Origin of the sequence: Paraburkholderia lebeckiae (genome assembly GCF_014201005.1) — a bacterium.
GTDB classification, from domain to species: Bacteria; Pseudomonadota; Gammaproteobacteria; order Burkholderiales; family Burkholderiaceae; genus Paraburkholderia; species Paraburkholderia tuberum.
The window spans coordinates 17,951-32,259 of record NZ_JACHDK010000019.1; the positions used below are offsets into that span (position 1 = coordinate 17,951).

Consider the following 14,309-nt stretch of genomic DNA (forward strand, 5'->3'; position numbering starts at 1 on the left):
TGAGGCCGGCGGAGTGAACGCGCAGGAAAATGGCCAGTCGATCACTGGCAGCCCGGCGAAATGGACGTGCGATGTCAACCTGGTTGATCAGTTCCGCGCACGCCCTTCTTGGGCCTTCGCACTCAACCAGGCCACGAACGCGGCGGCATCAGGGTTGACGATGCTGTGCGGAGAATAGACCAGGTAGAAAGCTTCACTGGTCGTTAGCCGGGATTTGAAAGGCGCTATCAGTTGCCCAGTGTCCAGCATCGACTGGACCAGCGACGAGCGCGCCAAGGCCACGCCTTGACCAAGCTCGGCCATTCTCAAAGCAGAGATCAAGGTATCGAACTGCATTCCCTTCGAAGAGTCGACCTGTCCCGCGCCTGCTTTCTTCAACCAGTATCCCCAGCCCTCCTCGTAGCCCAGGACGTGGAGTAGTTCGTGGTGACGGAGATCCTTCGGAGTAGCCAGTGGCGCCTGTTCGGAGGGCAAGAATGGGGCGCAGACCGGCAGCAACGTATCCCAGGTCAGCCGCTCGGCCTTGAGTCCCGTCCATTCTCCATGTCCATAGCGGATTTCCATATCGGCTTCGACGTCGGTCACGCTCGAATCGCCCCCCCATATGTTGCTGGTGATACGCAGATTGACCTCGGGGTGGCGTTCACGAAAGTCGGGTAAGCGCATTGCCAGCCAATGGGTAAAAAACACCAGGCTGACCCGAACGGTAAGGACTCTGCCGTGACCTTGCCCGAAGATCTCTTCAGTTGCGGCCGCCAGTCGCTCTACGGCCTCGTGGACAACCGGCAAATAGGCTAGCCCGGCCTCAGTGAGCTCGAGTCCTCTTGGCAAGCGCTTAAAGAGGACTGCCCCCAACTGCGACTCGAGTCCCTTCACCTGTTGGCTTACCGCCGCCTGGGTCAGGCTCAACTCTGTCGCCGCATGGGTGAAACTGAGATGCCGGGCAGAGGATTCAAATGCGCGCAACCAGTTAAGCGGAGGTAATCGTTTTCTCATTCTGCAGACCGTTTGACTAAAGCTGTCCGACTTCGTGGATTAGTTGCCGTTGTGGCAACTCAAGATCCACTAGACCCGCGGACGCGGCGGCGTTCCCTGGCGTCGACGAGTGCCTGCTCACTCCATCCAATGGGGCAATCGAACGTATGTTAGCGCGGAATTTCGAACACTCTGAAATGACAAGCCTGGTGGGGCGGTTTCAAGAGCGAAGTGCAACACGGCCACGGGAGTGTTGCACTTCCCAATGCGAGACGCTCGCATGGGCATGATCGATTCCAGCGACATTGCAACGCTCAATCTGGGTCTCCTGCGTTGCCCATTGCTCCAAGGCGAGGCGTCGCTCGCCATAGTAAGTGTATCGGTCGTATATTCCTTCGACGCCGGGGAGCTTGTGATTCAGACACATCTCAGAAACGTCGCGGCTGATCCTTAGCTTCCGCATCTGAGACTTCATGGTCGAACGAAGATCATGCGGTGTAAATCGGCGTATCGAAGGTTTGTGGTTGTCGATCCAGTAATCGATGGCTTCCCGGACAGCGTCTTTGCTGAGGTGTGCGTCGCCGCCATGCCGCGCCGCCCGGCTGGCCGCCCTGGTTGGCAGAATGTAGCGGGATCGGGTATTGAGCACACCAAGCCACCACGCGCCGTTTGTCACCAGTCACTGGCTATGTGGATGCCCGCTCGGTCAAAAGCCGCTTAGGGACGAGGAGGGCGCGGCAAGTATGTAGCGGGCCGTCGCACCCTTGCGCGGCCCGCCACGCCTGTATCCCACGGCAGGCCTCACTGTCGGATCTTGCGCCGACACGCGGGGATAGTATGGCGCGCCACAATGCGCTGAGTTTCATCCAGTTTCACCGGCTTAGTACGGCCGCCGATGACTTGGCGAGCGTGCTTAAAGATGTAGTGCGTTCCGGCGAGGTGATCGCCGTCATCGAGCGCCCCGCGCAGAGCTGGCACCGGACGTAGCTGACGCGAAGAAGCCGGGAACGGTTGATCAGCTATGGGCCGAGCTCGATGGTCGGATAAAGGACCAGCCTGACGCGCTGCAGGACAAGCTGCGGGCAGTATTCTCCGACCGAGTGCTGGCCCTTTACCAGCGCGAGGTGGTGCGCGAACAGGCGGCTTACATCGCCGAGGCAGTGGCCGGACGCGAACAGGCCGCCAAAGACGCGCGGCATTCGCTGGCCTAGCACGACGAGGCCCGCCCGTCAGCGTTGCGGCGTCTCGTCAGTGACAAGTGGGAACAGGAGCGCAGAGCGCTCGTGATCGAGGCAGATCGGGCGGATGCTGCGCTCAGGGCGATTCGCAAGCGGGCCGAGGCGTACGGCACGGGCGACACCGCCTGGGTAACGGGTCTGCCGTTCCCGAACGCGGTCGCCCAGGAGCGCGTGCAGGTCCGACAACCCGAACTGGCGAAGGCAGCAGTCAAGGCTCAACGACAGGTCAACGAACAGGCCAGTGCCGCGCGGTCTCGTCAGTTCGAACAGCAGCGTCAGCGGGACCGGGGCCGGGATCACAACGAGCCCGAACGCTAGGGCTGAATGGGCTTCTGCATAGCGCTCATGTACTGCTTGATTTCTGACGTTCCAAAGGCGATCAGGTTAAGCATCGCAACGCCGAGGCGCCTCGCAAACGCACTCGTCCAGCCTGAGTTTCAGCACATATCCCGAAAACATAGCCTTCCGATGATCTGCTAGGTTTACGCCGTCACACGGATAGAGACCATCGTATGCGCTGGAACTCGCTAGAAATTCCGCTGGAGTGCAGCTGGCAGTGCACGCTGCATGCCGCCAGCCAGTGTCACAGCATGGAGCTAGAACGGCGCAGCAGCCTGTTTTGGGATCGAGATAGCAGCCGCTCGCGAGGCTGGTCGTCGTTCATGAGGGACGACAGGCGGGACGAAGAAGAAGACGCGCGCAGGCAGCTTGAACAGGACCGGAAAGATTTCGACCGGTATTTCCGGTCACGCTGGGATCTGCGAACGATCACGGGCGGTCAGGCTCTACGCGAAATCCAGACCTATGTCAGGGATGCGCTGGGTCTCCCGCACTGGAACCTGCCGACCGACAACGCGAGTATCGAGCGCGTTCTCAGGCAGGCGGTGAAAGATGGGCGGCTTGTCCCGGTGGTCCACCGTGACCGGCGTTCCGCGCTGGGGCGTGTGTACAGCCCCACCCCTGCACCGCTGCGCTGGCCGTCATCAGGGGGTGGAGGTGACTCCTACTGGAGCCGCTCTCCCAATCTGTTCCCGCCCGGCATCACCTCATTCAACGGCGAGCCGGTCCTGTCAGGCCCGTACGATCCGACCACGTGGGAATCGCGACTGGTCGCCGCGCGCGCTGCGATGGGCGGCAGTAGCAGCGGCGGCGCCCTGCTTGGGGTAGTCGAGGCCGTGGCCGGTGCACTTGTCGGCGGCAACGCGGACATGGGCGAAGGTGACGGTGTGGCCGAGCGGTTCGCTAAATCGGCAGAGGGTACATCGACGCCGCTCGGTGACGCGCAGCCGTTCGAATACACACCGGACGCGGTAAGCGGTGACGTTGAAGAGCTGGCGGCCTCTACGAATAGTCCGAAGTTTTGCCGCGAAGATGCTTGGTTACGACCAGAACACTTTCAGCAAAATGCTGCACCTCCTCAAGCCAGAGAACGGACTGCGCCCATCGGATAACGTGATCTTCCACGTCGACGGAAGCGTCGAATTCAACGGACAACTGCTCGATGACAACATCCACAACTATGCACCCTGATTCCTCAAGTACCTGGCCGCTTGCTCATGCGACGTTCTACATCAATGGGGACGCCGTATCGCCGGACTTTTGGACCGACTATTTCGGCGTGACGCCGAGTCGGAGCAGAACGAAGGGAGAGCCGTACCTTTATCCATCTGGCAAGCTCAGCGACCATCCGGCGAAACGTGGCTCCTGGGCAGTTGAAAGCGAGCGCGCTGTGCAAAGCAATCAGTTGGAACCGCATCTCCGGTACCTGATAAAGACGCTCGCCTTGCCACGTCACGGTCTTCGCGATCTCGTTTGCCGGGACGGGGTAGCTATGTCGATCTGGTGCTACTGGATGAACGAGACCGGGGACCGAATGCCCGATGTGCCGGACGACATCCGCGCGATGATGGAAGCGATGGGCGGCACCATCGAGATTGACGAGTACCGGTAAACAGGAGAAGGCCCCCACGATGTTTGATTTTAAGAATGCCAGCAAGCAGGATCTCAAAGCGGAGTACAACCGCATCGCCCGCGAAATCGGTGACGACCGGTTCTTCACGAAAAAGGAGCTGAATCACCTCCCTGAAATTCTCATGGATGGTGAGCAGGTTTTAGCTTTTGCTTCAGGGCTTATGGACGGCAACACCTGGCTGATTGCGTTGACTGACCATCGCGTGATCTTCCTTGATAAGGGACTTCTGTTCGGACTAAAGCAGATCTCTATCAACCTGGACAAGATAAACGCGGTATCTGGCAGCACGGGGCTTGTGTTCGGGACTATCCGCATCGAGGACGCGGCCAGTGAGCGCGTAATCAAGAATGTCCCGAAGAAGTCGGTAGCCGGCTTCACCAACAAAGTACGCGACGCCTTGAACGCATACCGAAGCCCCGCCCCTGTCGCTGCGCCGTCAGAGACCAATGCAGTGCAGACAGATGATATTGTTTCGAAGCTGGAACGGCTGGCCGGCCTACGGGAGCGCGGTGTTCTGACCGAGGCAGAGTTTGTTGAGCAGAAGACTCGGATGCTTGCCCGGTGAGCTTGTACGAATGGCGACGAACCTGGCTATCGGCTTCGCGCTGCTCACCGGTAGTCCTGCATACCGCCGCAATGAAGGCCGCGCAATTGATAACGTGCAAACAGTCTCGTCGTGCGACCTATGATGTAAGCGACACCCTTACGTCAAAGGCAAGCTATGACGAGTCGGGATGTGCTAGGGGCTGGGCTGCGCGAGGCCATGCGGCGAGCTGCGTACAGCCTTGCCGACAGCGACAAGTATGCCGACTGTCAGGCGGTTGAAAAAGCGCTTCGCGCCCGTTATGGCGTGCTTGATTCCCGCCAGCTGCTCGCCAATCCGATCGTGCGCGCCACAATTGATCAACGCTGCGACGCCGCGCGGCCGAAACATCACGCAGCATGACGAGCAACGAACGCAGACCTAACCGGCAGCCCATGGCCGCATGCCGCGCCTATGTCCTTGCCGCCACCCTTTTATCGTTGATCGCTATTGGCTCGATTCTGGCCGAGGCGTGGGCATCGCTGGGCGAGTGTCGATAGGGCGTCATCTATACGGAAGGGCTCGCCTGAGTGATCCGCGCGGGCCTTTCTTTTCTGATTTCGAATTCTGATGGTCACGGGAACGGCCCGTTGATCCTCGTTCATCGCCAGCGCACCCAAAATGGGTAGCTGGATGGGTAGCTAGCGCGAAAAATAGGCCATTTTTTAGCCACTATCCTTGCTGGATAAGGATTTTGGCAACTACATCAAAACTATGTCGTACTGCTCCTGACTCAAATTCGACTCCACCTGCAACGACACCGGCTTGCCGATGAAATCGATCAGCATCGCCAGATGCTGCGACTCTTCCTCGAGAAACAGATCGATCACCTGCTGCGAAGCGACCACGCGAAACTCGCGCGGATTGAACTGCCGCGACTCGCGCAAAATCTCCCGCAACACGTCATAGCACACCGTACGCGCAGTCTTCACTTGCCCCTTGCCCTGGCAAATCGGGCAAGGCTCGCACAGCACATGCGCGAGCGACTCACGCGTACGCTTGCGCGTCATCTCGACAAGCCCGAGTTGCGAGAAGCCATTGACGGTCACCCGCGTGCGATCGCGCGACAACGCCTTCTTCAATTCGCCTAGCACCTGGTCGCGATGCTCGACGTTTTCCATATCGATGAAATCGATGATGATCACGCCGCCAAGATTTCTTAGCCGCAATTGCCGCGCGATGGTATGCGCGGCTTCGAGGTTGGTCTTGAAGATCGTGTCGTCGAAGTTGCGCGCGCCGACGTAACCGCCGGTGTTCACGTCGATCGTCGTCATCGCCTCGGTCTGGTCGATCACGAGGTAGCCGCCCGACTTCAGATCCACGCGACGCGATAGCGCGCGCTGAATCTCGGCCTCGATGTTGTACAGGTCGAACAGCGGCCGCTCGCCGGTGTAGTGGTGCAGCTTCGACGATACCGCCGGTGTGAACTCGGCCGCGAAATCGGCGAGCATCTGATGCGTCTCGCGCGAATCGACCTGGATGCGCGACGTCTCATCGTTGACGAAATCGCGCAGCACGCGCTGCGCGAGATTCAGATCCTGGTAGAGCAGGCTGGTGGGCGGCATGCGCTGGGCCTGCGACAGAATCGTCGCCCACGTCTTGCGCAGATACGCGACGTCGGCTGCGAGCTCTTCGCTGGTCGCATCCTCGGCGATCGTGCGCACAATGTAGCCGCCTTTCTCGTCGGCGGGCAGCACGGCGGTCAGACGCGCACGCACGGCCTCGCGCTCGGCTTCGCTCTCGATTTTCTGCGAGATGCCGATGTGCGGCTCCTGCGGCAGATACACGAGCGTGCGCCCGGCGATGCTCACTTGCGTGGACAGCCGCGCGCCCTTGGTGCCGATCGGGTCCTTGACGACCTGCACCATCAGCGTCTGACCTTCGAAGACGATCTTTTCGATCGGCTGATGCGGTGTTTGATGTTGCGCTTCGCCGGCGATGCGCGGATGCCAGATGTCGGCGACATGAAGAAACGCGGCGCGTTCGAGGCCGATGTCGATGAACGCCGATTGCATGCCGGGCAGCACGCGCACGACCTTGCCGAGATAGACATTGCCGACGCGGCCGCGCGACAGCGTTCGTTCGACATGAAGTTCCTGGACGGCGCCCTGTTGAACGAGCGCGACGCGCGTTTCCTGCGGCGTGACATTGATCAGGATTTCTTCATTCATGGTGTTGTTCTAGAAGTCGATGCGCGCTGCACGCAGGAGGGCAGCGGTTTCAAAAAGCGGCAAACCCATGATACCCGAATAGGACCCGTCTATATGCTCGATAAACTCCGCCGCGCGTCCCTGCACGCCATACGCCCCCGCCTTGCCGAGCGGCTCACCGCTCGCCGCATAGCGACGCAACGCGTCTGCGTGCACTGCAGCAAAACGCACCTTCGAGACCGACAACGCCGCGGGCAGCAGCGCGCCGTTGGCATCGATCACGGCGAGCGCGGTCAGCACTTCGTGCGTGCGGCCCGCGAGACGTGTGAGCATCGCGACCGCATCGTCGGCATCGATGGGCTTGCCGAGAATCGCGTCGTCGATCGTGACGGTGGTGTCGGCGACGAGGATCGGCCGCACCTCGTGACCGCCGTCGAGGAGCCGCGCGCGGGCCGCCTGCGCCTTCGCGATGCACACGCGCTGCACGTAGTCGCGCGCGTGTTCGCCGGGCCGTTCCGCTTCGAGCGCTTCGGCGTCTTCATCGGGGCGCGGCAGCAGCAATTCGAAACGCACGCCGAGCTGTTGCAGCAGCTCCTGGCGGCGCGGACTTTGCGAGGCGAGGTAGACGAACGGATGCAGCGAAGCGGAAGGCGTGGGCATGAACGGGTCTCGATGGAGCGGGAAACGGATGGCGTGGGGTGGTGAACGCGGGTGGGCGTGGAAGAGCGAGCGGGGCGAGGTTGAGCCGGTGATCCGATCGATGCGCTGCATCCAATAGCGGCATCGACGCACAGCGCGTCGGGCGCATCATCGCATGAAGCGGCCGCAATACGCTTAAGCGTATGGAGCAGAGCGCGCGACGCGTCAGCAGCAACGAATCGTTGCCAGGTGTCGCCGCGCGAGGCTTCAGCACCTACGCGCGATGATACGGATGATTTTGCGTGATGCTCCACGCCCGATAAAGCTGTTCGGCCAGCAGCACGCGCACCATCGCGTGCGGCAGCGTGAGGCTCGACACGCGCAGCATCATATCGGCGCGTGCCTTCAGCTCGGGATCGAGCCCGTCCGCGCCGCCGATCAGAAAGGCCACGTCGCGGCCGTCTTGCTGCCAGGCCGGCAACGCGCCCGCGAGCTGCATCGTGGTCCAGTCCTTGCCGCGTTCGTCGAGCGCGACGATGCGTGCGTTCTTTGGCAACGCGGCTTCGATCTTCTGCCGTTCGGCGGCCATCACGCTTTCGGCCGAACGGCCCGACGAGCGCTGCTCCGGTTTGATCTCGCGCAGCTCGATGCGCAACTCGGGCGGCATGCGTTTCGCGTATTCGTCGAAGCCGGTCGCGATCCAGTCCGGCATCTTGTGGCCGACGGCGAGGATATGCAGTTTCATCGCGAGGACAGTAGCGCTGTGCCCGACACGGCCCGCTTACTTGCGGCGCGCCGTGGTTTTGCGCGCGGGCTTCGCGGCCGGCGCTTCCTCGTCTTCCTCGTCGTCGGGCTCGCTTGCGCGCGCGCCGCCGAACGGATTCGGCGTCGACAGCTTGATGCGCACCGGCTTGTCGCCCCAGATTTCCTCGAGGTTGTAGTACTGGCGCAGGGCCGGCTGCAGGATGTGCACGATCGCGTCGCCGCAATCGACCAGCACCCATTCGCCGATATCCTCGCCCTCGGTGCTGATGATCTCGCCGCCGGCTTCCTTCACGCCTTCGCGCACGCTCGACGCGAGCGCCTTGGTTTGCCGGTTCGACGTGCCGCTCGCGACGATCACGCGATCGAACAGCGAGGTCAGGTGGCTGGTGTTGAACACTTTGATGTCTTGCGCCTTGACGTCTTCGAGAGCGTCGACGATTACGCGTTGCAGTTTGCGAATATCCATGGAGTTACCGGTGGTACAGATGATGTTGAAGAATATAGTCCCACACCGCGGCGGGGACATGACTTGCGGCCTGATCCTGTGCGCTGCCCGCACCCGCGTGGGCGAGCCGCTGCTTGACCTGCTCGCGCAGATGCGCGCGAATGTCGGTGGCCGAAACGTTGAACGCGAGCGTCGTGTCGATCAGCAGATGGCCGCAGGGTGTGGCCTGCAGCACGTCGGCGCGCGCACGGCGCGCGGCGATTTCCTTGGCGACCGCGGGGGCGACCGACGCGAGGTCGAAGCCGGGCCGCGTGGCCGCGCCGATATGCGCGAGCTCGAACAGGCGCCGCCAGTCGCGCCACGTGTCGAGATGCACCAGTTGATCCGCGCCGATCAGCAGCGTGATCGATGCGTCGTCGCCTTCGCGCTCGCGCCAGCATTGCAGCGTCTCGACCGTGTAGGTCGCGCCATCGTGCTCGATTTCGTCGGTCGCGACGCGTACCGTCACGCCGGGGATCGCGAGCGACGCGGCCGCCGCGCGCGTCATCGCCAGCCGATGTTCGGCGGGCGACACGTCGGCTTTCTGCCACGGCTGGCCGGCCGGCAGCAGCACCAGTTCGGTCAGCCGCAGCACGTCGGCGAACCGCCGCGCAAGCGCGAGGTGGCCGTCGTGGATCGGATCGAATGTGCCGCCCAGCAGACCGATCCGGCGAGGCAGGGCGACAGGGTGAGCGTTCGGCTTCAGGTGAGGATCCTTTGTCGTGACCGTAAGCGAGACAGGTGGCGCGTCACACCCACTCGCGCGGCACGAGGAAATCGCTGTACAAACGCGCTTCCGGCGTGCCCGGCTCGGGGTGCCAGTCGTAGCGCCAGTTCACCACGGGCGGCATCGACATCAGGATCGATTCGGTGCGTCCGCCGCTCTGCAGCCCAAACAGTGTGCCACGGTCGAAGACCAGATTGAACTCGACGTAGCGGCCGCGCCGGTAGGCCTGGAACGCGCGCTCGGCTTCGCCATACGGCGTATTGCGGCGCCGCTCGATGATCGGCAGGTACGCGTTGAGAAAGCCCTCGCCGACGCTCTTGAGCATCGCGAACGATTGCTCGAAGCCCGGCGCCGAGAAATCGTCGAAGAAAATCCCGCCAATGCCGCGCGGTTCGTTGCGGTGCTTCAGGAAGAAGTACTCGTCGCACCAGCGCTTGAAGCGCGGGTACAGGTCCGCGCCGTACGGCGCGAGCGCGTCGCGGCACACCTGATGGAAATGCCGCGCGTCCTCTTCGTAGCCGTAGTAGGGCGTCAGGTCCATGCCGCCGCCGAACCAGAACACCGGTTCTTCGCCTTCCCTCGTCGCGACGAGCAGGCGCACGTTCATGTGCACGGTCGGGCAGTGCGGATTGTGCGGATGCAGCACGAGCGACACGCCCATCGCCTCGAAGGCGCGCCCGGCCAGTTGCGGCCGCGCGGCGCTCGCCGAGCCCGGCAGTGCGTCGCCCGCGACGTCCGAGAAGCCGATGCCCGCGCGCTCGAAGAACTGGCCGCCTTCGAGAATCCGCGTGACGCCGCCGCCGCGCAGCTTCTCGCCGGGCGCGCGCTGCCACGCGTCGGTGGCGAACGCGGTGCCGTCGAAGGCGCCGAGCGTGCCCGCGATATGCGATTGCAGGCCTTGCAGCCAGCTGCGCACGGCTTGTGCGTCGTAGCTCGAATTGCTCATGAATGCAGGTGCTGGGGCGGCACGCTCGTCGTGCCGCGGGTTCTTCGAAAGAAAGCGATGGCCGCGTTCGCGCTGGGTGTCTGCGCACTCGGACCGCTGGTTCGGATTGCCTGGTTGCCGGAGGCGAACATGGGAGGCGGTTTGCCGCTTCGGTCGATTCGCGGGCTCCGTGCCCGTCTGCCGCGACGAGCGGGAAAGATTGAGTGTAGCGCGCGTCGTGTAACGTGCCCGCACTGCGGCGCCTGTGGCACCGGCAGTGCGCCGCCCGCACGGCGTCCAGCGCTAGCGAAGCTTACTTGCCGTCGTGCTTGCGGTTGAGCGCGCGATAGCCGATGTCGCGGCGGTACTGCATGCCGTCGAACGCGATCTGGTTGATCGTGTGGTACGCGGCCGCCTGCGCGGTGCGCACCGAATCCGCGAGACCGACGACGCACAGCACGCGCCCGCCCGAGGTGGTCAGCTTGCCGTCCGTCAGCACGGTGCCGGCGTGGAACGTGACCGAATCCGCGGTTTCGGCGGGAATGCCGTTGATGCGGTCGCCCTTCCTCGGCGTGTCCGGGTAGTTGTGCGCGGCGAGCACGACACCGAGCGCGGTGCGGCGGTCCCATTCGAGCTCGACGGTGTCGAGCGTGCCGGCGATCGCGTGTTCCACCACCTTCGAATAGTCGCCTTTCAGACGCGCCATGATCGGCTGCGTTTCGGGGTCGCCCATCCGGCAGTTGAATTCGAGCGTCTTCGGGTTGCCTTGCGCGTCGATCATCAGGCCCGCGTACAGGAAGCCGGTGTAGCGGATACCTTCCTTCTCCATGCCGCGCACGGTCGGCAGGATGATTTCGCGCATCACGCGCGCATGCAGTTGCGGCGTGACGATCGGCGCGGGCGAGTAGGCGCCCATGCCGCCCGTGTTCGGGCCCTGGTCGCCGTCGAGCAGACGCTTGTGATCCTGGCTCGACGCGAGCGCGAGCACGTGCTTGCCGTCCACCATCACGATGAAGCTCGCTTCCTCGCCGGCGAGGAACTCCTCGATCACGACGCGCGCGCCGGCGTCGCCGAGCTTGTTGTCCGACAGCATCATGTCGACCGCGGCGTGCGCTTCCTCCAGCGTTTGCGCGACCACCACGCCCTTGCCGGCGGCGAGGCCGTCGGCCTTGATCACGATCGGCGCGCCCTTGGCGTCCAGATACGCGTGCGCGGCGGCGACGTCGGCGAAGGTTTCGTACTCGGCCGTCGGGATGCCGTGGCGCTTCATGAACGCTTTGGCGAAATCTTTCGAGCTTTCGAGCTGGGCGGCCTCCCTGGTCGGCCCGAAGATCTTCAGACCGCGCGAGCGGAACAGGTTGACGATGCCTGCCGCGAGCGGCGCTTCCGGCCCGACCAGCGTGAACGCGATCTGTTCTTTTTCGACGAAATCCGCGAGCGCGGCCGGCTCTGTGATGTCGATGTTGAGCAGACGCTCATCCTGAGCGGTGCCGCCGTTGCCCGGCGCGACGTAGACGAGCTGGACCCGCGGCGATTGCGCGAGCTTCCATGCCAGCGCATGTTCGCGACCGCCGGAACCGACGACGAGTAACTTCATGTGAATCCCCGAGACTTGAAAACCATAAACGGCCGAGCGGTGTGCTCAGCCGTGCAATAAACCATCAACAGCAAGGGCAAACGATGTCAGAGCCCGGCGCGCCATCACTCGCCGGCGATCGACGCGTTTGTATAGACTTCCTGCACGTCGTCCAGATTTTCCAGCGCGTCGAGCAGCTTCTGCATTTTCACGGCATCGTCGCCGGTGAATTCGACGTCGGTCTGCGGCTTCATCGTGACTTCGGCCAGTTCGGCCTTGAAGCCCGCCGTTTCGAGTGCAGCCTTCACTTTCGAAAAATCGTTCGGCGGGCACAGCACCTCGATACTGCCGTCCTCGTTCGTCACGACATCGTCGGCGCCCGCTTCGAGCGCGGCTTCCATCAGCGCGTCTTCGGCGGTGCCGGGAGCGAACAGGAACTGGCCGACGTGATCGAACATGAACGACACCGAGCCGTCGGTGCCCATGTTGCCGCCGTTCTTCGAGAACGCGTGACGCACTTCCGCGACCGTGCGGGTGCGGTTGTCGGTCATCGTGTCGACGATCACCGCCGCGCCGCCGATGCCGTAGCCTTCGTAGCGGATTTCCTCGTAGTTCGCGCCGTCCGCGCCGCCGACACCGCGCTGGATCGCGCGGTTGATGTTGTCCTTCGGCATGTTGGCGTCGTACGCCTTGTCGACCGCGAGCCGCAGACGCGGGTTCGAGTCGATTTCGCCGCCGCCCAGACGGGCCGCAACCTGGATTTCCTTGATGAGCCGCGTCCAGACCTTGCCGCGTTTGGCATCGGCAGCTGCTTTCTTATGCTTGATGTTGGCCCATTTCGAATGACCCGCCATACTTTTCTCCGTCGCGCGCGCCAGCGGGGCACACGCATAGTGCAATTGTCGTTGCGATGTCGGGCGCCTCGCGTGTTGCGCCTCGATGTCAATCCGTCAGGTGAAAGGCTGCCGGCCGCTCGTGCTTGTTGCTCCTGTTGGCCGATCTCAGCCTGGCCGTTCCCGTGCGTCGTTCCGCGCTTGCCCGCCGGTAGGCGTTCGTGCCGGTTCGTGCATGATCGGCCGGCCAGGCGGGGCCGCAGGGCGGCGGCGCGATGGAGCGGGGCAGCTTGCGCGGCCAGGCGCCGCATGACCCGGTGCGAAGGCGCGGGGCGCCAGTCGAAATTGCAGGCGGCGGTGCGAGTGATCGTGCGGGTCGAGCCGCTCCGTCGAGCGGATGCGAATTTTATCATGCCGCGAGGGTGCGGCAGAGGGGGCCGCGCCGCGAAACCGGCCGCAAATGCAATGAAATCGACGCGAAAATGACTGGAGGCGGCGCGGATGTGTCGCCGGGAGGGCCGGATGCGGGCGAAAGCGGGGCCGGTTCGGGAGCGGCGGCATCGCCAGGCCACCCCCGCTGGCCCCCGGCGCGTCAGTTCTTCGTACCGAACAACCGGTCGCCCGCGTCGCCCAGGCCCGGCACGATGTACGCATGCTCGTTCAGATGCGAATCGAGCGACGCGATGAACAGCTTGACGTCCGGGTGCGCGTCGTGGAACACCTGCACGCCCTCGGGCGCGGCGACGAGCGCGAGGAACATGATGTTCTCGGCGGCCACGTTGCGGCGCTTGAGCACATCGACCGCGTGCACGGCCGAGTAGCCGGTCGCGACCATCGGATCGCAGAGGATGAACACGCGGTCTTCGAGATCCGGCAGCCGCACCAGATATTCGACCGGCCGATGATCCTCCGCGCGATACACGCCGATATGGCCGACGCGCGCCGACGGCACCAGCTCGAGCAGGCCGTCCGACATGCCGACCCCCGCGCGCAGCACCGGCACGATCGCGAGCTTCTTGCCGGCGATCACCGGCGCGTCGATCTCGACGAGCGGCGTGGTGATGCGGCGCGTCGTCATCGGCAGGTTGCGGGTGATTTCGTAGCCCATCAGCAGCGTGATTTCGCGCAGCAGTTCGCGGAACGTGCGCGTCGACGTGTCCCGGTCGCGCATGTGCGACAGCTTGTGCTGGATCAGCGGGTGATCGAGGATGAAGAGATTGGGGAAACGGCTGTCCTGGGTCATGGCGGGCTCGCGCGCGGCGGCAAGGTGGATCGGTTCGGCGCGCTCGTCCGTTGGCTCCGTGCGCGCCGGAAGGTCGGACGAACGGTGGAAAAGCGCGCTACCGCGCAAGTTTACCGAAAGAGTACCGCCCGGCGATACCTGAGATTGCAGCGACGCGGCACAGTCCGGCACCGATTCTTCTAGAATCTGGGGAAACTTC

General features: G+C 63.4%; 16 protein-coding genes and 1 pseudogene. 5 read left to right on the plus strand and 12 right to left on the minus strand.

Annotation, left to right across the window (positions count from 1 at the left end):
* Positions 1-87: 87 nt before the first annotated feature.
* The 3 genes and pseudogenes from gcvA to HDG39_RS26840 all read right to left on the minus strand — a co-directional run bounded on the left by gcvA (position 88) and on the right by HDG39_RS26840 (position 2,174).
* Complete coding sequence (gcvA, locus tag HDG39_RS26835; RefSeq protein WP_184010116.1) at positions 88-996, minus strand: transcriptional regulator GcvA; 909 nt, start codon at positions 994-996, stop codon at positions 88-90.
* Positions 997-1,195: 199 nt separating this feature from the next.
* Positions 1,196-1,609 (minus strand): annotated as a pseudogene (locus tag HDG39_RS35255) (site-specific integrase); the annotation flags it as partial.
* A 385-nt stretch (positions 1,610-1,994) separates the two neighbouring features.
* Positions 1,995-2,174, minus strand: coding sequence for a hypothetical protein (locus tag HDG39_RS26840; protein WP_184010118.1), 180 nt, complete (start codon positions 2,172-2,174; stop codon positions 1,995-1,997).
* A gap of 84 nt (positions 2,175-2,258) precedes the next feature.
* Between HDG39_RS26840 and HDG39_RS26845 the strand changes: the two genes are divergently transcribed.
* The 5 genes from HDG39_RS26845 to HDG39_RS26865 all read left to right on the plus strand — a co-directional run bounded on the left by HDG39_RS26845 (position 2,259) and on the right by HDG39_RS26865 (position 5,131).
* Positions 2,259-2,531 (plus strand): hypothetical protein, encoded by a 273-nt coding sequence (locus HDG39_RS26845; RefSeq protein WP_184010120.1) that lies wholly within the window; start codon positions 2,259-2,261, stop codon positions 2,529-2,531.
* A gap of 194 nt (positions 2,532-2,725) precedes the next feature.
* On the plus strand, positions 2,726-3,664 hold the full coding sequence (locus HDG39_RS26850; RefSeq protein ID WP_260328275.1) for a hypothetical protein: 939 nt from the start codon (positions 2,726-2,728) through the stop codon (positions 3,662-3,664).
* A gap of 68 nt (positions 3,665-3,732) precedes the next feature.
* Positions 3,733-4,164, plus strand: a complete 432-nt coding sequence (locus HDG39_RS26855) for a DUF4279 domain-containing protein (RefSeq protein WP_184010288.1) — start codon at positions 3,733-3,735, stop codon at positions 4,162-4,164.
* A 19-nt stretch (positions 4,165-4,183) separates the two neighbouring features.
* Positions 4,184-4,750, plus strand: coding sequence for a PH domain-containing protein (locus HDG39_RS26860; protein ID WP_184010122.1), 567 nt, complete (start codon positions 4,184-4,186; stop codon positions 4,748-4,750).
* Positions 4,751-4,906: 156 nt separating this feature from the next.
* Positions 4,907-5,131, plus strand: a complete 225-nt coding sequence (locus HDG39_RS26865; RefSeq protein ID WP_260328276.1) for a hypothetical protein — start codon at positions 4,907-4,909, stop codon at positions 5,129-5,131.
* Positions 5,132-5,469: 338 nt separating this feature from the next.
* Here HDG39_RS26865 and rng read toward each other — a convergent pair whose 3' ends face one another.
* From rng to upp, 9 genes are all read right to left on the minus strand, one after another.
* A complete protein-coding gene (rng, locus tag HDG39_RS26870) occupies positions 5,470-6,939 on the minus strand; it encodes a ribonuclease G (protein WP_018419966.1) in 1,470 nt (489 codons plus the stop codon).
* Positions 6,940-6,948: 9 nt separating this feature from the next.
* Positions 6,949-7,578 (minus strand): Maf family protein, encoded by a 630-nt coding sequence (locus tag HDG39_RS26875; protein WP_184010124.1) that lies wholly within the window; start codon positions 7,576-7,578, stop codon positions 6,949-6,951.
* 253 nt (positions 7,579-7,831) lie between these two features.
* Positions 7,832-8,302 (minus strand): 23S rRNA (pseudouridine(1915)-N(3))-methyltransferase RlmH, encoded by a 471-nt coding sequence (gene rlmH, locus HDG39_RS26880; RefSeq protein WP_184010126.1) that lies wholly within the window; start codon positions 8,300-8,302, stop codon positions 7,832-7,834.
* A 36-nt stretch (positions 8,303-8,338) separates the two neighbouring features.
* On the minus strand, positions 8,339-8,788 hold the full coding sequence (rsfS, locus tag HDG39_RS26885; protein WP_018419969.1) for a ribosome silencing factor: 450 nt from the start codon (positions 8,786-8,788) through the stop codon (positions 8,339-8,341).
* 4 nt (positions 8,789-8,792) lie between these two features.
* Positions 8,793-9,512 carry a nicotinate-nucleotide adenylyltransferase gene (locus tag HDG39_RS26890; protein ID WP_221305873.1) on the minus strand — a complete coding sequence of 240 codons (720 nt, stop codon included), beginning with the start codon at positions 9,510-9,512 and terminating at the stop codon, positions 8,793-8,795.
* Between the two features lie 43 nt (positions 9,513-9,555).
* On the minus strand, positions 9,556-10,479 hold the full coding sequence (hemF, locus tag HDG39_RS26895) for an oxygen-dependent coproporphyrinogen oxidase (RefSeq protein WP_184010128.1): 924 nt from the start codon (positions 10,477-10,479) through the stop codon (positions 9,556-9,558).
* A gap of 292 nt (positions 10,480-10,771) precedes the next feature.
* A complete protein-coding gene (gene purD / locus HDG39_RS26900; RefSeq protein WP_184010130.1) occupies positions 10,772-12,055 on the minus strand; it encodes a phosphoribosylamine--glycine ligase in 1,284 nt (427 codons plus the stop codon).
* A 104-nt stretch (positions 12,056-12,159) separates the two neighbouring features.
* Complete coding sequence (locus HDG39_RS26905; RefSeq protein WP_184010132.1) at positions 12,160-12,888, minus strand: YebC/PmpR family DNA-binding transcriptional regulator; 729 nt, start codon at positions 12,886-12,888, stop codon at positions 12,160-12,162.
* A gap of 571 nt (positions 12,889-13,459) precedes the next feature.
* Entirely contained in the window at positions 13,460-14,110 is a 651-nt protein-coding gene (gene upp / locus HDG39_RS26910) for a uracil phosphoribosyltransferase (protein ID WP_184010134.1), read from the minus strand.
* Between the last annotated feature and the right edge of the window lie 199 nt (positions 14,111-14,309).